The 26,665-nt window shown below is 55.7% G+C and carries 22 protein-coding genes and 1 pseudogene; 19 read left to right on the top strand and 4 right to left on the bottom strand.

The window, feature by feature from the left end; genetic code table 11:
- Nucleotides 1-21: 21 nt before the first annotated feature.
- Entirely contained in the window at nt 22-1,554 is a 1,533-nt protein-coding gene (locus HH216_RS20510; RefSeq protein ID WP_169552495.1) for a M20/M25/M40 family metallo-hydrolase, read from the bottom strand.
- 148 nt (nt 1,555-1,702) lie between these two features.
- Here HH216_RS20510 and HH216_RS20505 point away from each other — a divergent pair, with 148 nt between their 5' ends.
- The 10 genes and pseudogenes from HH216_RS20505 to HH216_RS20465 all read left to right on the top strand — a co-directional run bounded on the left by HH216_RS20505 (nt 1,703) and on the right by HH216_RS20465 (nt 11,076).
- The gene (locus HH216_RS20505; protein WP_169552494.1) at nt 1,703-3,013 is read left to right on the top strand and encodes an LVIVD repeat-containing protein; all 1,311 of its coding nucleotides are present in this window, start codon (nt 1,703-1,705) and stop codon (nt 3,011-3,013) included.
- Between the two features lies 1 nt (nt 3,014).
- Nucleotides 3,015-3,401, top strand: coding sequence for a hypothetical protein (locus tag HH216_RS26245; protein ID WP_254448538.1), 387 nt, complete (start codon nt 3,015-3,017; stop codon nt 3,399-3,401).
- Nucleotides 3,402-3,451: 50 nt separating this feature from the next.
- Nucleotides 3,452-3,631, top strand: coding sequence for a hypothetical protein (locus tag HH216_RS26240; protein WP_254448537.1), 180 nt, complete (start codon nt 3,452-3,454; stop codon nt 3,629-3,631).
- A gap of 315 nt (nt 3,632-3,946) precedes the next feature.
- Nucleotides 3,947-5,139, top strand: a pseudogene (locus tag HH216_RS20495) (MFS transporter).
- A gap of 434 nt (nt 5,140-5,573) precedes the next feature.
- Nucleotides 5,574-6,512: an SPFH domain-containing protein gene (locus HH216_RS20490; RefSeq protein ID WP_169552493.1), complete on the top strand. Its 939-nt coding sequence runs from the start codon at nt 5,574-5,576 to the stop codon at nt 6,510-6,512.
- A 69-nt stretch (nt 6,513-6,581) separates the two neighbouring features.
- Nucleotides 6,582-7,328 (top strand): universal stress protein, encoded by a 747-nt coding sequence (locus tag HH216_RS20485; protein WP_169552492.1) that lies wholly within the window; start codon nt 6,582-6,584, stop codon nt 7,326-7,328.
- 98 nt (nt 7,329-7,426) lie between these two features.
- Nucleotides 7,427-7,627 carry a hypothetical protein gene (locus HH216_RS20480; RefSeq protein WP_169552491.1) on the top strand — a complete coding sequence of 67 codons (201 nt, stop codon included), beginning with the start codon at nt 7,427-7,429 and terminating at the stop codon, nt 7,625-7,627.
- 368 nt (nt 7,628-7,995) lie between these two features.
- A complete protein-coding gene (locus HH216_RS20475) occupies nt 7,996-8,382 on the top strand; it encodes a hypothetical protein (protein ID WP_169552490.1) in 387 nt (128 codons plus the stop codon).
- A 179-nt stretch (nt 8,383-8,561) separates the two neighbouring features.
- Nucleotides 8,562-10,193: a carboxylesterase/lipase family protein gene (locus HH216_RS20470; RefSeq protein ID WP_169552489.1), complete on the top strand. Its 1,632-nt coding sequence runs from the start codon at nt 8,562-8,564 to the stop codon at nt 10,191-10,193.
- Between the two features lie 406 nt (nt 10,194-10,599).
- Nucleotides 10,600-11,076, top strand: a complete 477-nt coding sequence (locus HH216_RS20465; RefSeq protein ID WP_169552488.1) for a hypothetical protein — start codon at nt 10,600-10,602, stop codon at nt 11,074-11,076.
- An 87-nt stretch (nt 11,077-11,163) separates the two neighbouring features.
- Here HH216_RS20465 and HH216_RS20460 read toward each other — a convergent pair whose 3' ends face one another.
- Nucleotides 11,164-11,403, bottom strand: a complete 240-nt coding sequence (locus HH216_RS20460; RefSeq protein ID WP_169552487.1) for a hypothetical protein — start codon at nt 11,401-11,403, stop codon at nt 11,164-11,166.
- A gap of 150 nt (nt 11,404-11,553) precedes the next feature.
- Here HH216_RS20460 and HH216_RS20455 point away from each other — a divergent pair, with 150 nt between their 5' ends.
- Together HH216_RS20455 and hemF are read left to right on the top strand one after the other, a co-directional pair.
- Nucleotides 11,554-12,180 (top strand): ATP-binding protein, encoded by a 627-nt coding sequence (locus HH216_RS20455; RefSeq protein WP_169552486.1) that lies wholly within the window; start codon nt 11,554-11,556, stop codon nt 12,178-12,180.
- 39 nt (nt 12,181-12,219) lie between these two features.
- On the top strand, nt 12,220-13,131 hold the full coding sequence (gene hemF / locus HH216_RS20450) for an oxygen-dependent coproporphyrinogen oxidase (protein ID WP_169552485.1): 912 nt from the start codon (nt 12,220-12,222) through the stop codon (nt 13,129-13,131).
- Nucleotides 13,132-13,237: 106 nt separating this feature from the next.
- Here the strand turns inward: hemF and HH216_RS20445 are convergent, their stop codons facing one another.
- A complete protein-coding gene (locus HH216_RS20445) occupies nt 13,238-14,332 on the bottom strand; it encodes an o-succinylbenzoate synthase (protein WP_169552484.1) in 1,095 nt (364 codons plus the stop codon).
- Nucleotides 14,333-14,478: 146 nt separating this feature from the next.
- Between HH216_RS20445 and lpxK the strand changes: the two genes are divergently transcribed.
- The 6 genes from lpxK (at nt 14,479) to HH216_RS20415 (ending at nt 24,414) form a co-directional block, all read left to right on the top strand.
- Nucleotides 14,479-15,525, top strand: coding sequence for a tetraacyldisaccharide 4'-kinase (gene lpxK, locus HH216_RS20440; RefSeq protein ID WP_254448534.1), 1,047 nt, complete (start codon nt 14,479-14,481; stop codon nt 15,523-15,525).
- Between the two features lie 106 nt (nt 15,526-15,631).
- Nucleotides 15,632-17,605, top strand: coding sequence for a putative porin (locus tag HH216_RS20435; protein ID WP_169552483.1), 1,974 nt, complete (start codon nt 15,632-15,634; stop codon nt 17,603-17,605).
- Nucleotides 17,606-17,703: 98 nt separating this feature from the next.
- On the top strand, nt 17,704-18,261 hold the full coding sequence (locus HH216_RS20430) for an RNA polymerase sigma factor (RefSeq protein ID WP_169552482.1): 558 nt from the start codon (nt 17,704-17,706) through the stop codon (nt 18,259-18,261).
- Between the two features lie 49 nt (nt 18,262-18,310).
- Complete coding sequence (locus HH216_RS20425) at nt 18,311-19,315, top strand: FecR family protein (protein WP_169552481.1); 1,005 nt, start codon at nt 18,311-18,313, stop codon at nt 19,313-19,315.
- A 49-nt stretch (nt 19,316-19,364) separates the two neighbouring features.
- Nucleotides 19,365-22,859: a SusC/RagA family TonB-linked outer membrane protein gene (locus tag HH216_RS20420; protein ID WP_254448533.1), complete on the top strand. Its 3,495-nt coding sequence runs from the start codon at nt 19,365-19,367 to the stop codon at nt 22,857-22,859.
- A gap of 22 nt (nt 22,860-22,881) precedes the next feature.
- Entirely contained in the window at nt 22,882-24,414 is a 1,533-nt protein-coding gene (locus HH216_RS20415; RefSeq protein WP_169552480.1) for a SusD/RagB family nutrient-binding outer membrane lipoprotein, read from the top strand.
- Between the two features lie 70 nt (nt 24,415-24,484).
- Here the strand turns inward: HH216_RS20415 and HH216_RS20410 are convergent, their stop codons facing one another.
- Nucleotides 24,485-25,348, bottom strand: a complete 864-nt coding sequence (locus HH216_RS20410) for an AraC family transcriptional regulator (protein ID WP_169552479.1) — start codon at nt 25,346-25,348, stop codon at nt 24,485-24,487.
- Between the two features lie 128 nt (nt 25,349-25,476).
- Between HH216_RS20410 and HH216_RS20405 the strand changes: the two genes are divergently transcribed.
- Nucleotides 25,477-26,463: a phytanoyl-CoA dioxygenase family protein gene (locus HH216_RS20405; protein ID WP_169552478.1), complete on the top strand. Its 987-nt coding sequence runs from the start codon at nt 25,477-25,479 to the stop codon at nt 26,461-26,463.
- The last annotated feature ends 202 nt before the right edge of the window (nt 26,464-26,665 follow it).

Genomic DNA, 26,665 nt, shown 5'->3' with positions numbered 1-26,665 from the left:
GATTTCTAGGATACAACGTTTTCACAGGCGCATCAGGGCGACGTAGGTTTCTAAGGCGTCCCAGAGGTTTTGCAGGCGTAGGTTCTCGTTTTCGGCGTGCTGATTATTGTCGTGGTTAGCGATGGGCACCGTGATCGTTGGGGTGTGCAGAATCTGATCGAACAGGTACAGCGGCAGGCTACCACCGAGACTGGGCTGCACCACAATCGGCTCTTTCGCTGTCGATTGCACGGCTTTAACGACGGTTTGCGCGATGGGCAGATCGAGCGGAGTGCGCTGGGCACGGTAGCCTGATTTGGCGATGATCCGGGCGATGCGCGGGTACTTTGCACGCTCCTCGTCGGTGATGCTTTCGTTCTGTGTGACGTAATACCCCTGCGCCTTCACGTGGTCGATTACGGTCTGCACCTGCCGCTGCGGGTCGTTGCCAAGCACCAGCCGCAGGTCGAGGGCGGCCGTAGCAGACGTCGGGATGATGTTGGTCGCCAGCTTGCCGACGTTGGCGCTGGCAAAGCCGTTGATATTCAGCGAGGGACGCATCAGTAGTTCCGCCAGTGACTTGCCACCGCCTTCTGCCTGTCCGAAGCCGAGTTCCTGCCGAAGCTGCTCATCGACGGGCGGTATCCGGGCCAGTGCCTGCTTTTCTGATTCGCTCAGGGGCGTTACGTCGTCGTAGAACCCCTTGATCAGCACGTTACCATCCTCATCCTTCATCGACGTCAGCAGCCGGGCCAGCATCAGCGCGGGGTTAGGGGCCCAGTTGCCGTAGTGCCCACTATGCAGCGGCCGTTTCGACGCAAATACCTTCAGCTCCATATTCACGTCGCCCCGCACGCCGAACAGTACCTGCTTGCGCCCGGTCTGATGCACCGGCCCGTCGCAGATGATCCAGAGATCGCTGCTGAGCAGGGCTTTGTGCTTGTCCAGAATCTCACCCAGATGCACCGATCCGGCTTCTTCCTCACCTTCAAAGAAAAACTTTAGATTCACCGTCGGTTTCACGTTCATCTGCCGCAAGGCATCGTACGCGCTCAGAATGGCAAACACCCCGGCTTTATCGTCGGAGGTGCTGCGGCCGTAGATGCGCCAGTTTGGGTCGAAGGGTTCGCCCGCTTTGGGGAAGGGAATCGGCTGACCGCCCGCGTCGAGGGCTTGTGTGTAGAGCGATGGTTCGAACGGTTTCAGCCCATCCGCCCACTGATTCGGGTTGACGGGTTGGCCGTCGTAGTGCGCGTAGAAAATCACCGTTTGTTTGGCGCCCGGCACCCGCACTTCCCCATAGACGGCAGGCGGTACACCGGGTGTTTTGGCGTCGAGCAGTTTCGGTTCGATACCCCGTTTGCGGAGCATATCGGCAATGTATGCACCTGTTCGGCGGATGTTTACCGTATCGTAAACGACGTTGGGAATGGCCAGTAGCCCCTGGAATTCGTCGAGTAGCTGGTGTTCGTGCTGCTGCCGGTACGCGCGGGTTTTCAGCGTCAGGTCGTTTTGCGCATGGGCGACTCCAGTCAGCAGGAGCAGCAGCGCGAGGAGGGGTAATTGTCTGGTCATGGGCGGTTGTATGTTCCCAAGATAGCTATTGACAGCCGATTGCCGCCGACTACGGCCGCTTAATAAATCAATCAGCTATTTATGAGCGCCTTACAACGATATGTTCTGTCGTTGGGTCATGCCTCTGTACCTTTTCCTATCAACCGCTATGAACCGAATCCTTGACCTGCTGGTGTGGTTGCCCGTCGCGTGGCTGGCTACCGCCTGTACCGATAACTGTACCGAAACACGCACCTTCCGCCAATACACACCCGTCACCCTGTCGACCACGCAGGTGCGGCAGGCAATCAGCGTGATGGGCGCGCGCACGCTGGCGAAGCCGGGTAAAATCTACACCAAAGACGGCTACCTATTCATCAACGAACTGAAAGAAGGTATCCACGTCATCGATAACCGCGACCCGTCGGCACCGAAGCAACTGGCGTTTATCAACATCCCCGGCAATGGCGACATCGCCGTTCGCGACCACTTCCTCTACGCCGACAGCTACATGGACCTGGTCACGTTCGACATCGCTAATCTGGCCGACATTCGCGAAGTAGCGCGGGTGCAGAACGTGTTTACGCAAGGCCGGTTCGAGGGCGGCTGGTGGTTCTACCAGCCCACCAACAACAACGTGCTTATCAGCGATCAGCGGGTCGATTATGTTACGCAAACTGTTCAGACCAACTGCGAAGCAACCCCCGCATCAACGGGCTGGTGGGGCGTCGATGTGATGTTTGCAAGCAGCGCATCCAGCGATATAAAAGCTGGGTCAGCGGGTGGCAGCAGCGGCACGGGTGGGTCGATGGCTCGGTTTGCCCTGTACGACAAGTATCTGTACGCCGTCGGGTCGTCGGATATGAAGCTGTTCAACGTGGAAAAACCGGCCAGTCCCGCCCTGAGCACGACGTTGACGATGGGCAACGGGATCGAAACCATTTTTCCCTACAAAGACAAACTGTTTATCGGTTCGCAGACGGGCATGCTGATCTACGACAACAGCAACCCCGCGCAGCCCCGCCAACTGTCGACGTTCAGCCACGCCCGCGTCTGCGACCCGGTGGTTGTTAACGGCAACACGGCGTACGTAACGCTCCGGTCAGGCAACACCTGCACAGGCAACGCCAATCAGCTCGACGTGGTCGATGTATCGAATCTGGTCAGCCCCAAACTGGTGAAAAGCTACCCGATGCGTAACCCGCACGGGCTGGGCATCGACTTCCCAAACCTGTTCATCTGCGAAGGGGCCTACGGGCTGAAATCGTTCAACGCCAGCGACCCGCTTCATATCGACCGGAACATGCAGCAGTATATGGAAGATTTGCAAGCCTACGACGTGATTCCGCTCGGGACGGTATCGGGCCAGAAAATTCTGCTGATGATCGGGCAGGACGGCTTCTACCAGTTCGACTACAGCAACCCCGCCCGGCTGCGGCTGCTGAGCAAAATTCCCGTCACTCGCCCCATCCTGACCTAACATGCAACGGCTCCGTATGCTGGGCTGCCTGCTGGCGATGCTGGTCGGTAGTTCGCCGGGACTGTACGCGCAGGTCCCGGTTGTTGAAAAAGCGCACCCCTTCGTCAACTATACGGAGCTGGGTGCCCTGTTTGGGCGGGTAATTTACCCGTCGTTTATCGGGTCGCAGAGCAACGTGGTGCAGAATAAAGTCAACCTGACCATACAGACGTTCAACGGGGTACGGCTGCTGCCCCGGCTGGCGGTGGGGGCGTCGTCGGGGTCGACTGGTACAACGGGGCACTGCTGCTGCCGGTCGGGGCGGGGCTTCGCTACGACCTCACCACCGAGGAATTCGACCGGGAAAACATCCGCATCTTTGCCTCCGCCGATGTCGGCTATGGCCTGACCTGGCTCGACAAAGCATCGACGGGCTACGAACTGACGCGGGGTGGGCTGATGCTCAACCCCGGTATCGGCCTGCGTATTGGTAAGCCGGGGAAAGGCGCGTTTGTCATTTCTCTCAGCTACAAACGGCAGATGGTGGATGCCCAGCGACCACTAAATACGAACGATATCCGGCGCGACGAACACCGGATATACAACCGGCTGGCGGTGCGGCTTGGCGTTAGCTTCTAGAGTGTTGAACGGACAGGTCTGCTGTCCCCGGCAGCTTCCAGCTGTCGGAGCCGCGCTAGCGGCTAACTATGCACTTCCATTTTAGCCTGGCGGCTCGACAGCTGGAAGCTGCCGGGGACAACCTTATTGGTAAGTATATCTTCTTGCTGAACAGACAGCTATATCAACCTGATTGTATTGAATCGGTAAGAAATTAGAACATTCGCAGGACAGGAAACGAATTTCGTCGTTTTGCATTTCTCCAAGAATAATAGCCTCGAAAAGGTAATCAGTGGCAGTGGAATTGCACTGATATTCGCGAGACTTGCTAAACGTATGAAAAAGAATCTGCTTCCGCTGACGATGGGTGGCTTCGGTATCGGAATGACCGAATTCGTGATGATGGGTATCCTGCCGGACCTGGCCCGGACGCTGCACGTCTCGATTCCGGAAGCCGGTCACCTGATTTCGGCCTATGCGCTGGGTGTGGTGCTGGGGGCTCCATTGCTTGTAGCTATCGCGGGCAACTACCCGCCGAAGAAAATCCTGCTGGGGCTGATGGCTATGTTTACCCTCTTCAACCTGCTGTCGTCGTTTGCACCCAGCTACGAAGTGATGCTGGTTACCCGGCTGCTGTCGGGCCTGCCGCACGGCGCGTTCTTTGGCGTCGGGCAGTGGTCGCGAGTCGGCTGGCTGGTAAGGGAAAGGAAGCACAATCTATCTCGATGATGTTTGCCGGGCTGACGGTAGCCAACATCGTTGGTGTACCGCTCGGTACATATATCGGCCACGAATTGAGCTGGCGGCTGACTTTCGTTGTCATCGGTGTGGTGGGTCTGATTACGCTGGCGGGCATCTATAAACTGCTGCCGGATATGCCAGTAGTTGGGCAAACCAACCTGCGTAAAGACCTGAAACTGTTTACTTACGCCGAACCCTGGCTGATTCTGGGTATCACGGCCATTGGTACGGGGGGGCTGTTTGCGTGGTTCAGCTACATCGCTCCGCTGCTAACCGAAGTTGCGCATTTCCGGGCCGATCAGATCACCTGGATTCTGGTGCTGGCGGGCGTCGGTATGGCCGTGGGTAACCTGATATCGGGACTTGTCGCTGACCGCGTTTCGCCCATCAAAGCAACGATGCTGTTCCTGGGTCTGATGGTCGTCAGCCTGATTGCGGTGTACTACCTGTCGCCATTCAAGCTGCCGTTGCTGGCCATGACCTTCGTGACGGGGGCGATCTCGTTCTCGCTGGGCGCGCCCATTCAGATTCTGATGATTCGTGCATCCAACGGCTCCGAAATGCTGGCATCGTCGGTAACGCAGGCCGGTTTCAACATCGGCAATGCGCTGGGTGCTTTCCTCGGTGGTTTGCCAATCGCGGCCGGGCTGGGCTACGCATCGCCCCAATGGGTAGGTGCCGGGCTGGCCTTTGCCGGTTTGTTGCTGGGGGCGGTGCTGTATGTTCGTCAGCGAAACGCGAGAACGACCGTTGTCGATGTCGAGATGCCGGAAGAAATAGTAGCCTAGTAGCAGTAATAAATACCCCCCGGCCCCTGAGAGGTTGTTTGGGGAAGGAGTTTTTGTCATCCCGACGCCAGGAGGGATCTTCGGTAATAGGCGGTTTGATTCGTCAATACCGAAGATCCCTCCTGCGTCGGGATGACAAAAAAGGCGATTCTAGGATCCTGAAATCGTTCCCCAAACAACCTCTGAAGGGGAGAAGTTTGTTCGCGGACTTCTCCCCCTTCAGGGGCCGCGGGGTATTTATCACTGCTGAATTAGATTCATCCACTTGTGAATCTGGCGCGGATGCAGCCTGTCGGGGTTGCATCCGCTTTTTTTTTGCGCTCATCAACACCCACGCACGGGCTGTGTTCTTTTAGGCCGTTCATCCGATAGAACAGGCTATCGATCAGGCGAAACCGGTAGATTCGGCCCGTCAACCTAAACGAAAGAATACCATGCCGTTTCTTCTGATTTTATTGGTCCTCGCGGCCACTGTTGTGTTCCTTTCTGTTGTGATCGTGCAGCAGGGTACCGTAGCCGTCGTCACGATTTTCGGCAAATACGCCCGGATCATGACGCCCGGTCTGAATTTCAAGATTCCGTTCGTCGAATTCATTTACCGGCGCGTGTCAATCCAAAACCAGTCTGTCGAGCTGGCGTTTCAGGCGATCACCTCCGATCAGGCCAACGTCAATTTCAAGGCGATGCTGGTGTATTCGGTGCTAAATCAGGAAGAGGAAACGGTCAAGAACGTTGCCTTCAAATTCATCGATCAGGGATCGTTTATGCAGGCGCTGATCCGCACCATCGAGGGTTCGATTCGTAGTTTCGTGGCCACCAAACGGCAGGCCGAAATTCTGGGGCTGCGGGGCGAAATCATCGAACACGTCAAAGCCCAGATCGACACACTACTCGAAAGCTGGGGCTATCACCTGATCGATTTGCAGCTCAACGACATCGCGTTCGACGAAATCATCATGCGGTCGATGGCGCAGGTTGTGGCTTCCTCGAATCTGAAAGCTGCCGCCGAAAACGAAGGGCAGGCCCTGCTCATCACCAAAACCAAAGCTGCCGAAGCCGAGGGTAACGCCATTCAAATTTCGGCTGAAGCCGAGAAAAGTGCGTCGCAGCTGCGGGGTCAGGGGGTGGCATTATTCCGCGAAGAGGTGGCGAAAGGCATGGCCGAGTCCGCCAAAGTGATGACCGAAGCCAAACTCGACGCATCGCTGATTCTGTTCTCGATCTGGACCGAAGCTATCAAGCATTTCGCCGAAAACGGGAAGGGCAACGTGATCTTCCTTGATGGGTCAACGGAAGGGATGGACAAGACCATGAAACAGCTGCTGGCGGTCGAAAAAATGGGCGGGATTGCCACGGACAAGCCTGCACAGTAAACAAAATTCCGGTCGGGACGGGAACGTTGGTCGTTTCGTTTGTTCTTCCATAAAGACCATTCACAACGCATGAACAATCTGCTCTTTCCGACCGATTTCTCCGCAACAACCGACGCACCACTAGCCTGGGCGCGGCTGTTCGCGAAAAAAACTGGGGCCACTATCACCCTGCTGCACGTGTACCAGCCCATCGTTCCCGACACGACGCTGCCCAGCATTGCCGACCCCGGCGCGGGCATTGGCGTTGGGGCACCGGTCACGATGGAACTGGAAGATATCAGCCGGCGAAATCTGAACGAGTTAGGCACTACGCTTCAGGCCGAAGGTTTCTCCGTACAGTCGGACTGGCGGGTAGGCTCGGTTGAGGACGAAATCATCGACGCGGCAAACCAGTACAGTGCCGACCTAATCGTGATGGGCCGCAGCGACGTCAGTACGTTTTTTGATCGGTTGTCGGGGAGTTCGGTGAGTGATGTCGTTGATAAAGTGCGCTGCCCGGTGCTGGTCGTACCAACGCCCGATCAGGATGGAGATAAAGCAACGTACCCGGTGGACGTAAAGTCGATCGCGTATGCCATGCAGCCCAAAACAACGCAGAGTGACGTGGCAAAACAGACGGGGTCACTGGTCGATGCGTTCGACGCTACGCTGATGATTCTGACCGAAGAACAGATGGAGAAAACGCTGGCGGATCTGATTGTGATGGAGTTGTATCCGCAGACGGGTTTTATCGATAAACTACTGCATCCAAACCGTACCACTGCCCTGATCGCAAAATCGGATGTGCCGGTGCTGGTATATCATCAGCCGGAGTAGTAGGTGTCATATTAAAAAGCAAGTAAAGCTGCGGCAGAACTGGGTTACCTTTCAGGCAGTGGTGTATCAACGGCGAAACCATTAAATACACGATTACCATGAAATCTTTCGTCAAATCTACCCTCTTCTTTGCTGTAATGTTGTCGATGGCTGTTGGTTGTCAGTCGAAGAAAACCGAGTCATCGGCCGCAACCACCGACACGGCTACTATCGTTGAAAGCGAAACCGTCGTTAGCGGTGATTCGGCCATGATGATGACCGACACAACGAAAGTTGTTATGCCCGATTCAACGAAATAAACCAGTCCGTTTATACCACTGGAATACGTAAAATGCCCCGGTTCTGCAATTGCAGAACCGGGGCATTTTTTTTGATCTGCTAGCTTGTCTGGTAAGGCTGGCTGCGGGTTTGGTGTGGTAGGATGAGTGAGTCGGTTCTACGCTGCCGAAATCGCCGGGTGTTGTCAATAACAAAAAAATGCCGACCTATCCGGAATGTCTAGTGCGTTCAGAATGGTAAAAAACAACACTAGAAGGCGACCTGATAAACACGTTCGGTGAGTAGACAGTTGTAATCAACCTCACGTAGCAATTAGTACGCTATTGATCTCACCGATCAGCGCGCTTTGAAGGCGGGGAATCCAAGGAAAAAACAATAGCCTTAAATTGTGAATCGACGCATACGACCCAGCGATCTTGACCAGCCGCCTTACCACGAATTAACTCAGCTGCTTGCCAATCAGTGGAGTCAGACAACCCTGCCCGATCCGGAATTAACGCACCAGGATTACATACGAACGATTAATACACTGTTGCTGACAACGCAGAACCCGGAGCGCACAGCTGACGTCACGCGGGCGGTGCTTTTGCAGGCTACCACGCTTCATAAATCGGCGCGGTGGGTGGAGCAGGAATTAAAGTTCGAAGGTATGATCGAAGGGGCCGACCGGGCTGATTTTCTCCTCTTTGACCTCTATCAATCAGGCCAGCCCGACGATGCGCAACTTGATCTGTATAACGAACGCATGCAACGGTTCGTTACCCACAATAGCTGATTACTTTCCCGGATAACAGCCGATATAGTCACCCAAAATGGAGGCCGTATTAGTTAGTTTGTCTGGCAAAATAGCCGCCCGTAAACAGTAGTTTTTGGGGCTTCCCGCATTTACAATTAGTAGCTATGCGTAATTTTAACGGATTGCTTTTTCCTGTAAATCAAAAACAGAAAATATCCATGAGAAATCTGATTGTCGGTCTTGCACTGACCAGCTGCGTTACGCTGCCTGCGCTGGCGCAGTCGGGGGCAGCGTCACAGCCACAAGCGAAAGTCGCCAACGGTACATTGGCCGGAACGCTGGAGAGCAGCGGTGTTCGTGCGTTTAAGGGGATTCCCTTCGCAGCGCCACCTGTTGGCGATCTGCGCTGGAAAGAGCCCCAGCCAGCTGCCAACTGGCAGGGTGTCCGGCAGGCCACGGCGTTCGGGCCACGCGCGATGCAGCGACCAATTTTCGGCGACATGGGCTTCCGGTCGAACGGGGTCAGCGAAGATTGTTTGTATCTAAACGTCTGGACACCAGCTAAATCGGCAAAGGAAAAACTGCCCGTACTCGTTTATTACTACGGCGGAGGTTTCGTGGCGGGTGACGGCTCAGAACCGCGATACGACGGCGAAAGTATGGCAAAGCGCGGTATTGTGGCCGTTACGGTCAACTACCGACTCAACGTATTCGGCTTTATGGTGCATCCCGAACTGACCGCCGAGTCGCCCCACAAAGCGTCGGGCAACTACGGCCTGCTCGATCAGTACGCAGCATTGAAATGGGTGCGCGATAACGTTGCCGCGTTTGGTGGCGACCCCAACCGGATTACCATTGCCGGGGAATCGGCAGGGTCTGTATCGGTTAGTGCGCTGATGGCGTCGCCCCTGTCGAAAAATATGATGGCCGGAGCCATCGGCGAAAGCGGATCGCTACTTGGCACGCTGTCGCCGGTGTCGCTGGCAGAAGGTGAAAAACAGGGCGTTGCGTTTGCCGAACAGCTGGGTGCCAAATCTTTGGCCGATCTGCGGGCGATACCGGCCGAAAAGATGCTTCAGGCAACTGCGCAGCCCAACACACCACGCTTTTCTGTTGTGATCGATGGGTACTTTTTCCCGAAGTCGCCACTCGCGATTTTTGAGAGTGGTCAGCAGGCACACGTACCCTTGCTGGTTGGCTGGAATTCGGAAGAAATGAACTACCGGGCGATGCTGGGAAAAGAAGCACCGACGGTCGAAAATTACACCAGCGCGGTGAAAAAAATGTACCCCGAACAAGCCAACGACATTCTGAAGCAGTACGCGGCTCAATCGGATAATGATGTAGAATCGGTCGCGACGAGTTTAGCGGGCGATCGGTTTATTGGGTTCAGCACGTGGAAATGGTCGGACCTGCAAAGTCAGACGGGTGGCAAGCCTGTGTACCGGTATATGTACACGCGGGCGCGTCCGGGAATGACGGCAAAAATGGGCGATGCTACCCCCGGTTTGGCGGGTGGAGTAGTTAAAAACAACGACCCCAATGCCATCAAAATGCCGGTGGCTAAAGGGGCTGTTCACTCGGCTGAAATTGAATACGCGATGGGAAATCTGGGCACAAATACCGTCTACGCCTGGACTCCCGACGATTATACCGTGTCGAAAACCATGCAACAATACTTCGCTGATTTCATCAAAACGGGTAATCCAAACGGAACCGGTTTACCAAATTGGCCCGCCGTTGTACCGGGAAAACCTGCGAGTGTGATGATGATCGACGTAAATACGCGGGCTGAAACGGAAAAAAATCGGGACCGTTACCTCTTGCTCGATCGGTTTATGCTGAAGTAATCTGAGCCGTATTGGCTGGTGTGTTTTTCTTAAAGCGCTGTTAACTCTTTACGAGTTGACAGCGCTTTTTTTGGTTACATAGGGTAGTATAAAGCTATGTTTATTTGAACCCTTAAGTAATTGGTTTGTAGTGATATGGGCCACAAAATGATAGAAGTGAGTTAAATGCTTTTATGCAGGATAGTATAGCTACAAACGAAAAACATATACAGTTTTTCTGCGGCTGTGCAGTGTCATATAACCGTATCTGCTGAAAATAACGGATAGGTGTATTTAGTAGAAGTGTACTTTTTTGGACTCGACATTGTCAACTTTTTGCGTAAAAAAGTGTTGGTCGTAAAAGCAAACGTAGGAAAACTGTAAATGGGTTTATTACATTTGCAACGTCAGAAAATCACCCGATCGAATGAAAGCAAAAAATATTCGCTTCTACAAGCCCGAAGACAATAGCGTTCAGAAAGAAACGAAACCGGCTACCGAAAAAAAAGTGGTTAGTACCGGATATATTTCGGGCGCTGGTAAACTAGTATTTCCGATGAAATCAGTGGAACAACTAGGTTTGCGCCCTGAAGAAGGTCAGTTCATGGTTGGTACACAGGAGGGAAAGCGTAAAATTAAATCCCTGTATCTTGTTCCGGCGGGTGCTGACAGCGAAGAAAGTTTTGCAATGGATAAAGCAGCAAAAAGCTATACGATCTCGCTTGGCACAATTCTGCAGAAAGGGAAAATCGACTATGCCAACACAAAGTATACCTTTGTGATAAAGCCTTTTTCGTACGAGGAAGGAGTCACTGCCTACGAATTGCTGCTGGATGACGCCACTGAAAAGGTGCAATACACGGGCAAGCCACGTGGCCGTAAGCCAAAAAATACGGAGGTATAAGAAGCAGATTTATAAGAAAGGCCTGACCCCTCTACGGGTCAGGCCTTTTTGTTTTAGGGCTACGAAAGAGAAGGTAATCGCCGATTATCAGGCATATAAGTTCAGAATCTCCTGCGCCAGTAATAAGGCATCTCGTCTGGTGAGCGTAATGAGTGTCGCATCGGACGGAAACGAACCGGCGTCCGGGTCAGCGTAGGTGTTCAGCATCAGGTGGCAATCTTCCAGGCCGTCGCTGGCGTATTTGGTTGCGTAAATCAGCTCATGACGGCTATCCGGCTGTTTCGTTTTATAACGGTCCGTTTCTACGGAGAATGTCGTTTTTTTCATGTCGTTGTATTATGTGCGGGGCCGTGAAATGAATTGCGGATAAATTGTTTATTTTTAAACGCGAACAGGCTAAGTGCTGTTTTTAGAATATACGGTTTGTACGATAAACGGGTTTGATATGCACCCGTTCCATTTGTTTCCCGAATCTGCATGACCCGAAACCAACTCGATGATCTGATTGCGCGGGGCGAAGGTACCCAGCTCGAATTCAAGCGAACCATCTCTGCCGCACACCGCATAGCCCGCACGCTTGCCGCGTTTGCCAATACAGCAGGCGGTACATTACTGATCGGTGTGGCCGACGACGGGCGGATTGTGGGTGTGTCCTCGGAACCGCGAGAGATGCACCGGATTGAAGAAGCCATCGACCGGCTCGTTGACCCGCCATTGGCCATCAGCTACGAAGTACACAAACCCGACGGCCGCGTCATTCTGGCCATTACGATTGCTGAGAGCGAGGAGAAGCCCCACTACGCTATCGATGAGCATAACCGGCGGACAATCTATGTTCGGGCCAAGGACAAGTCCGTGCCAACCAGCAAATTGATTCTGGGGGGCGGGCCAGCCGATGCGCAACTGCTGAAATCGCCCACTGTCCGAACGCTGGTACAGTACCTGCGCCGGAATGAGTTCATAACCGACGACAAACTGGCCAAGCTCATTAACATCTCGGCGTACCGGGCGGGGAAAATGCTCCGGCAATTGGCCGAACAGGGGCTGCTACTGCTAATCGACAAGCAACGGCCGACGCGTTACGCACTGAAATTAATCGAGTAAACCCCCCGCTTTCGCCCGGAAACGGCGAACTTTGCGGCTATGAATACCGATACAACCGTCAGCAAAGAAACCGTCAGTCAGTTTTTCATGCAGTTGCAGGACCGTATTTGCCAGTCGCTGGAAGCAGCCGACGGAGCAGGGCAGTTTCGCACTGACGCCTGGGAACGGCCGGGTGGGGGCGGAGGCCGGTCGCGCACGCTGGCGGGCGGAGCCGTGATTGAAAAAGGGGGCGTGGGCTACTCGGCGGTCCACGGCGATGCGACGGAAGCAACACTGCGCTCGCTCAACCTGACCGAACCGGCTGAGTTCTACGCAACGGGCGTATCCATCGTGCTGCATCCGCGCAATCCGATGGTACCGATCATTCACATGAACGTGCGGTACTTTGAGATGAGCAGTGGCCATAGCTGGTTTGGGGGCGGTATCGACCTGACGCCCCACTACGTCGATGACGCCGATGCGCGCTGGTTTCACCAGTATCTGAAAACCGTTTGCGACCGCCACGATCCGGCCTATCATCCGCGCTTTAAGACCTGGGCCGATGATTATTTCTACATTCCTCACCGGCAGGAGACGCGGGGCGTAGGCGGTATCTTCTTCGACTATCTGAAACCCGAAAGCGACGCGCACAAGGCTGACCTGTTTGCGTTTGTTCAGGATGTGGGTAATGCCTTTGCTCCGATTTATACGCACTTCATGACCGCGAACCGCGACCTGCCGTTTGGTGAGCGCGAACAGCAATGGCAACGGCTACGCCGGGGGCGTTATGTGGAGTTTAACCTGGTCTGGGACCGGGGAACCAAGTTCGGGCTGGAAACGAACGGCCGCACCGAATCAATCCTGATGAGCATGCCCCCGCAGGCGAACTGGGCCTACGATTATCACCCCGAAGCGAATTCGCCCGAAGCCGAAACGTTGTCCAAGCTGGTGAAAGGTATTGATTGGGTGTGATCTTGTCCCAAACAGCAAGATGCTGTTTGAAATTCGGCTACGAAACAAACAGCAGGATGCCGCTTCGGCGGACCGATGTTTGGGACAAGATCCTCTACTCGCCAGCCTATTTGAGTTCTGTCACCTTGTTCAGATTCCAGACCTGGGTGGGATTGTAGTGGAGAGTGCCGTCGATGATCGTGAGCGGGCTATCGACGTTGTTGTGGTACAAGTGCCCGGTGCCGAGTCCCTGTGGCGGCAGATTACGAAACTTGGCTGTGTATTGGGCGATGGCATTCAGACCGATGTTCGATTCAAGTGCCGAGGTTATCCACCAGCCAATATTCAGCCGCCCGGCCAGTTCAATCCATTCGTCGCAGTGGCGCATCCCGCCCAGCAGTGTGGGCTTCAGAATGATGTATTGCGGTTGAATCTTGCGGAGAAGCCGGAATTTCTGAACGTATTCCATCTGCCCGATCAATTCTTCGTCGAGCGCGATGGGAACGGGCGTGTGGCTGCACAGGTCCGCCATTAGTTCGTGCTGCCCGGCCCGGATCGGCTGTTCGATCGAATGCAGCTCGTAGGTGGCCAGCCGTTCGAGTTTGTGCATAGCCTCGTCGGGCGAGAAAGCCCCGTTGGCATCGACGCGCAGTGTTATCTGATCCGCCGTATACCGGCTCCGGATCATGGCCAGCAGGTCGCATTCGCGCTCGAAATCGATAGCCCCAATCTTGAGTTTGATCGTCGTGTAGCCGGCCGCGAGTTTCTCGTCGATCTGCTGGCGCATAAACGATTCGTTGCCCATCCAGATCAGACCGTTTATCGGCAGGTTGCGTTGTCCGGCCGTGAAATCAGTTGGGAACAGGATCCGCTGCCCGTCCGACAGGAAATCGTGCATGGCCGTTTCAAAGCCAAACAGAATGCTGGGAAACGTAGGCTCGATTAGCTGATTCAGAATGATCGGGATGTTCCAGCTAAAGAGTTGCAGATCGAGGGCGGTAAACTGCTCGCAGTAGTCCTGTAGCTGCGTCTCGAAATCGGGCCGGTCATCGTAACTCAGGCCCTTCAGCGGGCCACACTCGCCGTACCCAACCACCGTCGGATCATCGGTGTCACACAGCCGAATGATGTACGACGTTTTCTCCGTCAGCGTACCGCGCGACGTACCCGCTTCGAAGCGAAAATGCAACGTGTATTTCAGGTAGTCGGCCTTTAGACTCATCAGACGGGTGGGTGTAGGAGGGGCTTTGGCAACCCTAAAAGTACTACTTTTGACTGCTCAGCAAGGGCAATGTTACGAAAATATTAGGTCGACAGACGGTGAGCGGTAACATACTGGTACCCCTGGGGTATTTGTACGGTGGAATCATGCGGTTGCGTAATGCATTCTACGACAATGGATTATTTAAAAAACAACGACCTGCCCTGCGGGTGATCAGCGTTGGAAACCTTACCGTAGGCGGTACGGGAAAGACGCCGATGGTGGAGTTTTTGATTAAACGGTATGGGTCAGATCGGGCATCGGGTTTGCCGGAAACGGCTACGCTGAGCCGGGGATACGGTCGCATCACGACCGGCTTCCGCATTGCGACCGATGCCGACACGGCGGCCACGCTGGGCGATGAACCGCTGCAACTGTACCGCAAGTTTGGCCGGTTTGTCTGCGTCTGTGTGGGCGAACGACGGGCCGACGCCCTGCATCAGATGCAGCAGCGATTCCCCCAGCTACGACGCGTGTTGCTCGACGATGCGTACCAGCACCGGGCCGTTGACCCACACCTGAATTTGCTGCTATCCGACTACAATCGCCCGTTTTACGCCGATTACCCGTTCCCGGCGGGGCGACTGCGCGAAGGCAGGGCCGGTGCTGCACGGGCCGATGCCGTCATCATTACGAAGTGCCCCGGTGCCCTGTCGGCCGACGAACAGCAGCAGATTCGGTGGGCTGTACACCGCTACAGTGGGGCGGGGGTGCCGGTGCTGTTTGCCGGGCTGCGGTATGGGCAGCCGGTTGCTTATGCCACGCAGCAACCGACCGACAAACTCAGGGCCGTGGTGCTGGTATCGGGGCTGGCCAACGCTGATCCGCTTGATACCTACGTGCGGCAGACCTTCGATCTGTTGACGCACCATCGCTTTGCCGATCACTACGCCTACAAACGCGCCGATCTCGACCGGCTGCTGGCCGATCAGCCACCCGGCGCAGCCCTGTTAACGACTGAGAAAGACTGGGTTAAACTCGACGCGCTGCTGACGACCGATGAGCGCGCTACGTTACCGTTGTATTACCTGCCCGTATCGGTGCAGTTTTTGCCTGGTTACGAGCAGGAGTTTGGCCGCTTGCTGGATGCGTTCGACGCGGGAGACAGACCGCCCCGGCCGCTTTCCGATGGGGCAAGGCCGCTGCCAATGTGACGATGATGTGGCCTCGAAAGAAAGTAAATCAACCCAGTTTCTTAAAAAAAGCTAACACGCACGTGCCGACACCGCGAACACTCGCTTTTGGCGTACTTTTGGGCTAATGAATAGATGCATACGTTTACTGGTTCTGTTTTTAAGCCTGGCTGGTGCAGCCTGGGGGCAGCAGATTCCGGGTGGTTTCGGCAATACGGGTTTCGGGGCGACTCAGCCCATGTCGACAACCAGTAATACACCTTCCGGCATTGACGATTCGACCAAGGTAATCTACGGCCCCACCACGACGCGCTACATACTGGAAGACGATATTCTGAACAACCGCCGGACGCTTTATCCCGTCGATACGACGATGGACGAAGTACACCGGTTTCTGTACGTACAGCGCAGTCACAATATGTATCAGGATCTGGGCGCGCTGGGTACGGCTATGCGCCCTGTGTTTGTGGCTATGCCGCAGCAGCTGGGATCACAGACGGGGTACAATGCCTATGATGCCTATGCTTACCAGCCCCTGAGTGTAAAATACTACAATACCAAGTCGCCTTTTACGGATATGTACGTGGCGCTGGGTGGCCGCAATCAGAACATTCTGCGGTTCGATTTCGCTCAGAACATTACCTCCCGCTGGAACGTCGGTTTTGCCGTGCAGCGCTTCACCTCGCAGAAGCAGTACGGCGTCGGCGGTACTAGCGATCCTAATAAGCTGCTGGCCCAGAACTGGAGCGGGGTGGTACATACGAACTACCGCTCGAAAAACGAGAAGTACACGCTGCTGGCAAACTTCATCAACATGAACCACTCGGTCGACGAGCAGGGCGGGGTGTTGTCAGGGACGGCGGTAACGGGTGAAACGATTGTTTATGATTACACCGGCAACTCCCGGCTGACGGGTGTGACGATCGGTAGGGGTTATTTCGGCAGTCCGAATAGCAGCGAAATCCGCAACGATTACCACATTTATCAGCAGTACGCACCGGCGGAGGGGATTCAGTTTTACGACAAACTCGACTACCAGCGCCACAAGAATTTTTATCAGGATACGACGCTGTCGCTCAACGTCGGTTTTTACCCGGCCGTGCTGGGCGACTCATCGAAAGCGTTCATCGACGCGCGGTTCAGGCTACTCGAAAACCAGTTTGGGCTGAAAGGTATCTTTGAGCGGAATGGCTCGGCGTTCAACTACCGGGCCTACCTGCGAAACCGGATTTATGGGCAGTACACGCAGTACGCAACCGGCGTTTCGCGCACCAATGAGTATGAGACCCGGCGCGTCGAGACGTTTCTGGGCGGCTGGCTGGGCTATTATTTCCCCGATAGTCTGTCGCAGATTACGGCGGAGGCTGAGTATCAGGTGGGTGGGGGATACCGGCTCCAGGGGCAGCTCACTAGCCGTCTGATAACGGCGGGTTACTCATCGATTTTCGTGCAGCCGACACTGTTGCAGGAGCGACTGCAAAGCAACCTCTTTTACTGGCGCAACGAGAATTTTAACCTAAGGGGATATAACCACGCGTTTGGCAAGCTGAACCTGCGCTACCGCAAGCTGCAACTCGAACCGGGGCTGGATTATTACCTGCTGACCAACTACGTTTATTACGACGAAAAGGCCATTGCCCGGCAGGCGTCCGGCTCGTTCTCGGTTCTGCAAACGGGGCTGGGGTACCGGCTTGAAGCGGGCAAGTTTCTGGCGTCGGGGCAGGCGTATTACACCTTGCAGTCGCGCCGGGATTACCTCCGGACACCGCCTATCTTCGTGAACGCCCGCTTCCAGTATGAAGTGCTGTACGCGAAAGCCCTGTACATTCAGGTGGGGGTCGATCTGCACTACAAATCGCTGTACTACGCCAACGCCTACATGCCCGCTACGCAGCAGTTCTACATTCAGAACAATCAGCAGGTTGAAGGGTACCTGCTGGCCGACCTGTACGCCAACCTGCGCGTCAACCGCACCCGTCTGTTCGTGAAGCTGACCCACGCCAATCAGGGCGTCTTCCAGCCGGGCTACTTCGTAACGCCCAACTACCTCCAAATGCGTCGCGGCTTCGCCTTCGGAGTCGACTGGTATTTATTTGACTAGGTAATTACCGTATAGTAATCCAAAGAAATTGTAAAAGTATTTAGGGATTTTCCTGGCTTTTGTGACTATACATAAATTCACATCAGTCAGGTTTCCGCATGCACTACCCGTCTGTTCCCGATGAGCAGTTAGTCCGTTTCCTCGCAGACGGAGACACCGCTGCCTTCAAAGAGCTGTACGATCGATACTGGTATAAGCTGTTCAGCGTAGCCTACCACCGGATCGGGACAAAAGAAGAAGCGGAAGAATTGGTGCATGACGTATTCGAGCAACTCTGGAATCGGCGTCAGAGTCTGGCTATCACCCACGTAGGGGCGTATCTGGTCGTAGCGATCAAGCACCTGTCGATGAACCACATACGGTCGCAGATTAACCATCGCCGGTTGCAGGAGCACCTTATCCTGAACCAGTTGCAGCAGTCGTTCGCCACGGAAGAGCTGGTCAATTTTACCGACCTGTCGGACGCGCTGGCCCATGTGCTGAAGCAACTCCCCGAACGCAGCAGCGAAATTTTTCGGCTCAGCCGCTTCGAAAATCAATCCGTCAAGGCTATCGCGGCTCAGTTCAATCTGAGCGAAAAGGCCGTGGAATACCATATCACCAAGTCGATCCGGCTATTGAAAGAGAATCTGAAAGCATACCACACCAACAACTAGCCATCCGGGTGTAACCTCTCAACCCGTGGCCCGGCAAACTAATTGGCTTATGTCGCAGTACGAATTCGACGAATTATTGCAGAAATATCTCGCCGGGGCCTGCACCCCGGCGGAGGAGAAGCTGATTCTCGACTGGTACAGCGAGATCGACAGCGAAGGGGCAGCACCGCTCAACAAAGCAGAAAAGCGGGCTATTCAGCAGCGAATCTGGCAGCGACTGGCCGCGAAAACAAGCCATTTTCCCGCTTCGCGCCAACCCGTCCGGTACGCGTGGGCAGCTGTCGTGGCGGCTGGTCTGGTCGGTATTGGCCTTTTCATCTACTGGTCTGGTCGGCCAGTTGCCGCAGAAACGGCAATGGCTGAATCCGGTTCTGTCGCCAACACCATCGTAACCGTCAACCGTATTAGCCGGTCGCAGGCTATCCGGCTCGACGACGGCACTGTGGTCGTTCTCAAACCGGAAGCTAGGCTGACCTACCCCGCTCACTTTGGCCGAACGCGCCGGGCTGTGACGTTGTCTGGGGAAGCCTTTTTTCGGGTCCGGCGCAATCCCGTCAGTCCGTTTATGGTGCAGACGGGCGATCTGATTACGGAGGTACTCGGTACCACGTTCACCATCAAATCGAGCGCCGATACCCGTAACGTCGAAGTCGCCGTGCTAACGGGGCGGGTGTCGGTGTACCCGGTGGCCGATCAGGCGCAGCGCGGCCGACACGAGGTCGTGCTGAAACCCAACGAACGGGTTACCTACCGAAGCGATAGCCATCAGCTGGTACCGACACTGGTCGACCAGCCCGTGTTGGTTGGGCCTGTCCGGGAGTTGCCGGATCTGACCTTCGATAAGGCCCCACTGCCAGCGGTGATGGACCGGTTACAGGCGCTCTACGGCATCGACATCGTGCTGGAAAACGATGCGCTCAGTACGTGTTCGATCAATGCCGACCTGAATGACCTCTCACTCTACAATCAGCTCGATCTGGTGTGCCGCTCGGTCGATGCCAGCTACGAGGTGCGCGGTACCAGCATCTTCATCCGGGGGAATGGTTGCCCATGACCGACCCGTTCCAACCTATTTTTTTACTGATTACCTAAACCGTACGTGTATGACCACAAACGTTTCCTTACGAACCCGGCTATCCGAATTGCTGCGTTTGACCCTACTGCTGACCATCGCCTGTAGCTGCTTCCTGCCCTGCCGGGCGGCCGATGGGCAGGAGATGCTGGACCGGCCCGTTTCGCTGGTACTTGAGTCCGTCGAGGTCAGGAATATGCTCGTACAGATCGAGCGGCAGACGGGCGCGCGCTTTGTATACAGCGGACAGACAATCCCGGCCAGTAAAAAAGTGTCGCTACGTGCGCAGAACCGCGTTTTGTCGTCGGTGCTGGCTGAAGTGCTGACCCCGCTGGACATCACGTTCGAAGAAGTCAGCTCGCGGATTCTGTTGCGAAAAACGACCGCCCCGCTCAACACAGCTGCGGCAGGTGCCGACGCCCGTGCGCCCCAAAAACCAGTGACCGGTCGCGTTACAGATCAGAAAGGGGGCGCAATCCCCGGCGTCTCGGTGGTTGTCAAAAATACGAACGTAGGAACGATTACCGACAGCGACGGTAAGTTTTCGCTCAACGCGCCCGACAACGGCATCCTGGTGTTCAGCGCCATCGGATTTCAGGGTAAAGAAGTGGCCGTTGGGCAGCAAACGCAGTTTCAGATTACGCTGGCTGATGCCAATCAGAATCTGGACGAGGTAATCGTTACGGCGCTCGGTATCAAAAAAGAAGCAAAACGGCTGGGGTATGCCACGGCGGTTGTGCAGCCCGAACAGGTCACTACCAACCGGACGGTTAATTTCATCAACGCGCTACAGGGGAAAATTGCCGGTGTCAACATTTCAAGTTTGGGTACGGGCGCGGCCGGAACCAGCAAGATCCGGATTCGGGGACAATCGTCGTTTTCGGGGCAGAACAGTCCGCTCATCGTTGTCAATGGTGTGCCCATCGATAACACGAACTTTGGGCAGAATACTGGTAATACCGGCAGTGATAACTCTGTCGCCAGCCGCGACGCCAATTACTCCGACGGGGGCGACGGCCTTTCATCCATCAACCCCGACGATATCGAAGGGATGACCGTGTTGAAAGGCGGTACGGCGGCTGCCCTGTACGGCTCACGGGCCAAAGACGGCGCGATTCTGATTACGACCAAAACCAAAGGCAGCGGGCAGGGCATCGGCGTGACGTTCAACAGCAACTTCACCACCGACCACCCGCTCGATTTCACTGATTTCCAGTACGAATACGGGCAGGGTGAATACGGCAACCGGCCAACGGCACCCAATCCGACGTCGGGCGTGTGGAGTTTCGGGGAAAAATTTGCCGGACAGAGTCAGGTGCTTTTCGGCGGCATCTCGCTGCCATACCAGCCCGTCAGAAACCGGATCAACACCTTCTACCGCGACGGCTATTCCTGGACCAATTCGGTATCGCTCTCGTCGGGCAGCGACAAAGGCGGCTTCAGCCTGTCGCTGTCGAACCTGACTAACAACGGCATCACCCGCAACAATACCTACGGCCGCAAGACGATCAACCTGGGGTTCAGCTACAACCTGTCGCCCCAGCTTACCGTGACGGGTACGGTCAACTACGCCAATGAACTAAACAACAACCCACCCCAGATTGCTCAGCAAGACAACAGCACGCCGACGGTGATTTATACGCTGGCCAATTCGCTGCCGCTCGATGTACTGGAGGCTAACCAGATCAACCCGGCGACCGGAAACGAGTACGTCTATTCGCGGTTTATGAACCGCACCAACCCGTACTTCGTCCTGAACAACAAGTTTGAAACGATCCGCCGGGACCGGCTTTTCGGCAACCTGACCGTTCGCTACAACGTAACCAGCTGGCTGTATGCGCAGGTGCGGGCCGGGCAGGATTTCTGGGCCAGAGATCAGGAATACAACTTCCCGACCGGGCAGGCATCGCTGGCGGCTGCTCCGGCCGGGTTCGTCAACGGGCGGTACGTGCAGGAGTCGCGTCGGTTCCGCGAGGTAAACACCGATTTCCTGATTGGTGCCAACCGCCGGTTTGGTAAGTTCGGTATCGACCTGACGGCGGGTGGCAACCAGCTTTACCGGCGCAGTGACCTCAATAGTGTCGCCGTTACGGATTTTGTGGTTCGTGGGCTATACGTGGTTCAGAACGGGCGGGTAAAAGACCCGATCTACGGCCTGAGCGAACGCCGGGTAAACTCGCTGTACGCAGCCGCCGAATTCTCCTACCAGGATTTCCTGTACCTCAACGCCACCGTTCGTAACGACTGGTTTTCGACGCTGGCTCCCGCCAACCGCAGTATTCTGTACCCGTCTGTCACGGGCAGTTTCGTGTTTTCGCAGGCCTTCAACAACCTGCCCGACTGGCTGAACTTTGGTAAGGTGCGGGCGGCTTACGCCGAAGTGGGCAGCGACGGCGACGTGGCTCCTTACTCCAACAACCTGTTCTACGCCGTCAACGCCAACCTGTTTCCCAATCCGGCGGGGCAGGGGCAACCGGTAGGATTTATTAATTCGAATACGATACCGAGTAAGACGCTGAAACCCAGCCGTACCTCCGAAGTCGAGTTTGGGCTGGAACTGAAACTGCTCAACAACCGCGTCGGGCTGGACGTGGCCGTGTACCGCAAAATTACCAGCGACCAGATCGTTGCGGCCCAGTCGTCGGATGCGTCGGGCTATACCAGTACGCTGATTAACAACGGGCAGAGCCGGAACCAGGGTATCGAAGTGCTGTTGAACCTGTCGCCGGTGCGTAGCCGGGATTTCTCCTGGGACGTGACACTAAACGGGGCCTATAACAAAACGAAGCTGCTGCGCCTGCTGACGACCACGCCCGGCGAACAGATCGTGGTAGGTACGGGCGTGTTTGTGGGCGACCTGCGGCAGGTTGTTGGCGAAGAGCTGGGGCAGCTTTACAGCTTTGGCTACCAGCGCAATGCTGCGGGGCAGATCGTGCATGGCAGCGACGGCCTGCCGCTACGTACGGCGGCTCCGATCTCGTTTGGCTCGGCATTACCCAAGTACACCGGCGGTATTACCAACACGTTCACGTACAAGGGGTTGAGCCTGACGGTGCTGATTGATTTCAAGCTGGGCGGCAAGATGATTTCGGGAACAAACCTGAACCTGTTCCGGCATGGTCTTCAAAAAGAAACGCTGGTGGGCCGGGGCGATGCCGACAACAAGATGGTTGGCGCGGGCGTCAACGCCAACGGGGAAGCCAACGCGGTGCGCGCTTTCGTGCAGGACTACTACTCGGTGGGGCGGTCGAAGAGTTTGGGCGAGCAGGTCGTTTACGACGCTGGTTTGTGGAAACTGCGCCAGATCAGCCTGGGCTACGACTTTACGAAGTTTCTGCCCAAGAGTCTGTTTATCAAGGGCGTTCGCCTGAGTGCAGTGGCCAGCAACATTGCCATCCTGAAAAAATGGGTGCCCAACATCGACCCCGAACAGTTCGGCTTCAGCTCCGACAACCTCGTGGGTCTCGAAGCTACGGGTTTGCCGACGACCCGCAGTGTTGGCTTCAACCTGAACGTAAAATTCTAACTCACCGACGCATCGTACCATCATGAGAACTATACTGCTTACGCTCAGCCTGTTCACCCTGCTAGCCTGCCTCGGCAGCTGCGACAAAGGGTTCGATCAGCTCAATGTGAATCCTACGGCGGCAACGTCGCTCAACCCGGTATTTACGTTCAACAACGCCATGATCAGTACGGCGTTTCCGACGTCGATTCTGGTGTTTGAAGAGCCGATTGTCCAGCAACTATTTTCGCCTAACTCCGGAATCCTGTCGGGTGGTAATTTCAACATCGACAACCGGGGGCCAACGGGCGCCAACGGCGGTATCTGGCGGCAATACTACCAAAACGTAGTCCGCTACCTGATCGACATTCAGGACCAGACCAAAAGCGACGCCAGCCGTGCCAACCTGTACCAGATGAGCCGCATCTGGAAAGCTTATACGTTTATGGTGCTCACCGATACCTACGGCGACATTCCGTACGCGCAGGCCGGACTCGGTTATCTGAGCGGAAACATCACCCCTCAGTACGACGCGCAGCAGGCTATTTATAACGATCTGATTAAAGAACTGACAGAAGCATCGGCCGCACTCGACGCAGGCAAGGCAACGGAAAGCGGTGAAATCACCTACGGGGGCGACATTACCAAATGGCGTCGGCTTGGGTATTCGACGCTCCTGCGGGTGGGGATGCGGCTCACGAAAATAAACCCGACACTGGCCCAGGCTACGGTGGTCAAAGCATTGGCGGGTGGGCTGATGCAGTCGAATGCCGATAACGCGGCTGTGCGCAACAATGCCAACTACCAGAACCCGGTTGGCACGCTCATTAACTCAACCGAGGCCGCCAACTTCTACCTCACCGGTACGTTTGTCGATTACCTGAAAGCAACGGCCGACCCCCGGTTGCCGTCGATTGCCGTCCGGTACGTCGGTGCCCGTAGCGGGCCGGAGCAAACGGCTACCCGCGCTGACCGTTCGGCGTCGGTACAGATCGGTATGCCCCTCGGCTACGACAACGGTACGATCGTGGCCAAAGCGCAGGCCAACAAACTGGCGAGTTTCTACGACTATACGCAGCTCGACCGCACCCGGCTCGGCAAATTCGACGCCCCCTGTTTTCTGGTGACGTATGCCCAGACTCAGCTGCTATTGGCCGAAGCGGCCCAGCGGGGCTGGGTCAGCGGCAACGCTGCCGACTACTACAACGCGGGCGTAACGGCCCACATGCAGCAACTGGCTGACTACGACGTCAATGCGGCTGTGTCGTCGTCGGCGATAACGACCTACTTGCAGGCCAACCCCTACGTGGCATCGCGGGCGCTGGAACTCATCAACACCCAGTACTGGATTGCTTCGTTCCTGAATGGCCCCGAGGTGTTTGCCAATTTCCGACGCAGCGGCTTCCCATCGCTCACGCCCAACCCGTACCCCGGCAAGGAAATAAAAGGAAACTTCATCCGGCGGCTCAGCTACCCGGACACCGAAATTGCGGTGAACCAGGCCAGTCGGCAGTCAGCAATCGACCGGCAGGGGGCCGACGATCTGGAAAGTCGCGTCTGGTGGGATAAGCAGTAGGTTTTGAGGTTTAAAGTCTAAGGGTTAACGTTTAAGGTCGCTCATTGCAAACAGCCTTAAACGTTAACCCTTAGACTTTAAACTTGTCTCTGAATTCCCTTGGGCTGTCGCCCGTTGCGCGTCGGAAGATGCGGTTGAAGTACGACAGGCTCTCGAAGCCGGTGCTGAAACAGGCGTCTGTCACGCTGCTCTGCTGGCGTAGCAACAGCTTGGCCTGTTGCACCCGGTACTGATTGACGTATTCGGTAAAGGTCATGCGGGTCATTTGCCGCATATACCGGCAGAACGCTTCGGGCGTCAGGCTGGTCAGGCCGGCGAATTCGGCCAAGTCGAGTTTGCGCCCGTAATGCTGGGCGATGTGGCTGTGTACGAGCTGAATCCGGTCCTGCTGCCGCCGGGTGTAGGGCGACTCGACGGGGTGGGAGTGAAGCAAGTCCGCATCGGGAGCAGCGGCCAACTGGTTGAAAATTGACAGTAACTCGACGAACTGCTCAAACTGACTGAGGCCGGGTAGCCGAAGCATCCGGTCACCGATGGCGGTTTTAGTCACTTCGCCAAACGCAATTGCCTGCCGCGACTGATCGAACAGTCGTCCGATGGCCGTCAGTTCGGGCGTCTGTGTCAGGGCGGTACCGAGAAACGTAGGGCCGACCTGCACGACAATCTTCCGGTAGTCGGTTCTGACGCCGTAGTCGAAATTCAGGTGCGGGATATACGGTCCGATCAGTACCAGATCGCTGTCGGTAAAGTGCGACAGATGAGTACCAACCTGCCGGGTGCCGCTGGCCCGGTCGATGTAAACGAGTTCGTACTCAGGGTGAAAATGCCAATAGTAGAAGTCGTTCAGGTGGGGCGTCACCAGAATACGGAACGAACTATCGGCGTCCGATCGAACGTCTTCGCGAACCAGTGAACTGCTTGCCTTTTTGAACATACCTGTGCGTTTAGGCGAGTCAAACTACGCAAAAGATCAATATTGTTCAACTTCTGGCTAGCCGGGTTGTGGAATAGGTGGTCTGGTTCAATGAATTTTGTCGTACTAATTCGCGAAATACTACTACGATGATTCCTGAACCACAGCAGACAATGGCCCCGACGATGGTGCCCAACAACGCCCACAAAGACATTCCCGGTAACCCCTCGACGGCCAAGAGCAGCCATCTTAAACTCAACGACCGGTCCAACGGGAAACCGTTGCGCGTGCTGTCGGAAGCCGATTGGCAGTTCTGGCTCGACAACGGTTATGTTGTGATTCCCAACGCCGTACCGCGTGAACAGGCGCAGCAACTGGCCGATTTACTGTGGGAGTTTGAAGAGAAAGACCCCAACGACCCGTCGACCTGGTACGCGCCACCCCGCGCCGAGATGCAGATGAAAGAATTGGTCGGCAGCGGCATGGTCGAGCTGTACAACCATCCGCTCGAATGGGCCAACCGGCAGACGCAACGGCTGTACGACGCCTTCGTCGACATCTGGGGCACCGAGAAACTGTGGGTGACGATCGACCGGGCGAACCTGAACCTGCCACTCCGCCCTGAAGACACGTTCAAGGGCTTTATTCACTGGGATTATGACCCCGAAACCCGGCCGCAAAACGTACAGGGTGTGCTAGCCCTCGCCGATCAGACCGACGAGAACATGGGCGGTTTCCAGTGTATCCCCGAACTGTACCGCACCTACGACAGCTGGAAACTAACCCAGCCCACCGACCGCAACCGCTTTCGCCCCGACACTACGGGTTTTGAGGATAAGCTAGTAAAGGTGAAAATGAACGCGGGCGATCTGCTGATTTTCAACAGTACGCTCCCACACGGTATCCGGCCTAACCGGTCGGAGGGGAAAGTCCGGCTGGCGCAGTACGTGTCGATGATGCCCGCCGAGGAAGACAATGAAGAACTGCGGCAGTGGCGTATCCGGTCTTGGCGCGACCGGATTGCCCCCGAAGGCTACGCGTTCCCCGGCGACCCGCGCGGCTGGGAGCAGTCGCGCTACCCCACCGCCGAACTCTCCCCATTGGGCCGTCGCCTACTTGGGCTGGATAACTGGTAGGGAGTGTAGCTTGTGTAGCCTAGAGCCGCGTCGGCGGGCCGGTCCAGGCTACACGTTCGCAGAAGAATACAAAGCCTGGTCAATATAAAGGGCATTGTGGGTAAATAATGAGTATGTATACGGCCAATTTGGCTTGTATTGGTAGAAGTCAACGGTCGGTGCGCCTGTTATTGGCCGCCGACCTTTATTTTAGTAGTGCTGT

The organism is Spirosoma rhododendri, from assembly GCF_012849055.1.
Lineage (GTDB): Bacteria > Bacteroidota > Bacteroidia > Cytophagales > Spirosomataceae > Spirosoma > Spirosoma rhododendri.
Note: the sequence above shows the minus strand (reverse complement) of the source record. Positions and strands in the feature narration are given on the sequence as shown.

Bases quoted from the DNA above. Each gene is read 5' to 3' on its own strand.
- HH216_RS20510 (WP_169552495.1), bottom strand. From the start codon at position 1,554: ATGACCAGACAATTACCCCTCCTCGCGCTGCTGCTCCTGCTGACTGGA.
- HH216_RS20505 (WP_169552494.1), top strand. From the start codon at position 1,703: ATGAACCGAATCCTTGACCTGCTGGTGTGGTTGCCCGTCGCGTGGCTG.
- HH216_RS26245 (WP_254448538.1), top strand. From the start codon at position 3,015: ATGCAACGGCTCCGTATGCTGGGCTGCCTGCTGGCGATGCTGGTCGGT.
- HH216_RS26240 (WP_254448537.1), top strand. From the start codon at position 3,452: ATGCTCAACCCCGGTATCGGCCTGCGTATTGGTAAGCCGGGGAAAGGC.
- HH216_RS20490 (WP_169552493.1), top strand. From the start codon at position 5,574: ATGCCGTTTCTTCTGATTTTATTGGTCCTCGCGGCCACTGTTGTGTTC.
- HH216_RS20485 (WP_169552492.1), top strand. From the start codon at position 6,582: ATGAACAATCTGCTCTTTCCGACCGATTTCTCCGCAACAACCGACGCA.
- HH216_RS20480 (WP_169552491.1), top strand. From the start codon at position 7,427: ATGAAATCTTTCGTCAAATCTACCCTCTTCTTTGCTGTAATGTTGTCG.
- HH216_RS20470 (WP_169552489.1), top strand. From the start codon at position 8,562: ATGAGAAATCTGATTGTCGGTCTTGCACTGACCAGCTGCGTTACGCTG.
- HH216_RS20465 (WP_169552488.1), top strand. From the start codon at position 10,600: ATGAAAGCAAAAAATATTCGCTTCTACAAGCCCGAAGACAATAGCGTT.
- HH216_RS20460 (WP_169552487.1), bottom strand. From the start codon at position 11,403: ATGAAAAAAACGACATTCTCCGTAGAAACGGACCGTTATAAAACGAAA.
- HH216_RS20455 (WP_169552486.1), top strand. From the start codon at position 11,554: ATGACCCGAAACCAACTCGATGATCTGATTGCGCGGGGCGAAGGTACC.
- hemF (WP_169552485.1), top strand. From the start codon at position 12,220: ATGAATACCGATACAACCGTCAGCAAAGAAACCGTCAGTCAGTTTTTC.
- HH216_RS20445 (WP_169552484.1), bottom strand. From the start codon at position 14,332: ATGAGTCTAAAGGCCGACTACCTGAAATACACGTTGCATTTTCGCTTC.
- lpxK (WP_254448534.1), top strand. From the start codon at position 14,479: ATGCGGTTGCGTAATGCATTCTACGACAATGGATTATTTAAAAAACAA.
- HH216_RS20435 (WP_169552483.1), top strand. From the start codon at position 15,632: ATGAATAGATGCATACGTTTACTGGTTCTGTTTTTAAGCCTGGCTGGT.
- HH216_RS20430 (WP_169552482.1), top strand. From the start codon at position 17,704: ATGCACTACCCGTCTGTTCCCGATGAGCAGTTAGTCCGTTTCCTCGCA.
- HH216_RS20425 (WP_169552481.1), top strand. From the start codon at position 18,311: ATGTCGCAGTACGAATTCGACGAATTATTGCAGAAATATCTCGCCGGG.
- HH216_RS20420 (WP_254448533.1), top strand. From the start codon at position 19,365: ATGACCACAAACGTTTCCTTACGAACCCGGCTATCCGAATTGCTGCGT.
- HH216_RS20415 (WP_169552480.1), top strand. From the start codon at position 22,882: ATGAGAACTATACTGCTTACGCTCAGCCTGTTCACCCTGCTAGCCTGC.
- HH216_RS20410 (WP_169552479.1), bottom strand. From the start codon at position 25,348: ATGTTCAAAAAGGCAAGCAGTTCACTGGTTCGCGAAGACGTTCGATCG.
- HH216_RS20405 (WP_169552478.1), top strand. From the start codon at position 25,477: ATGATTCCTGAACCACAGCAGACAATGGCCCCGACGATGGTGCCCAAC.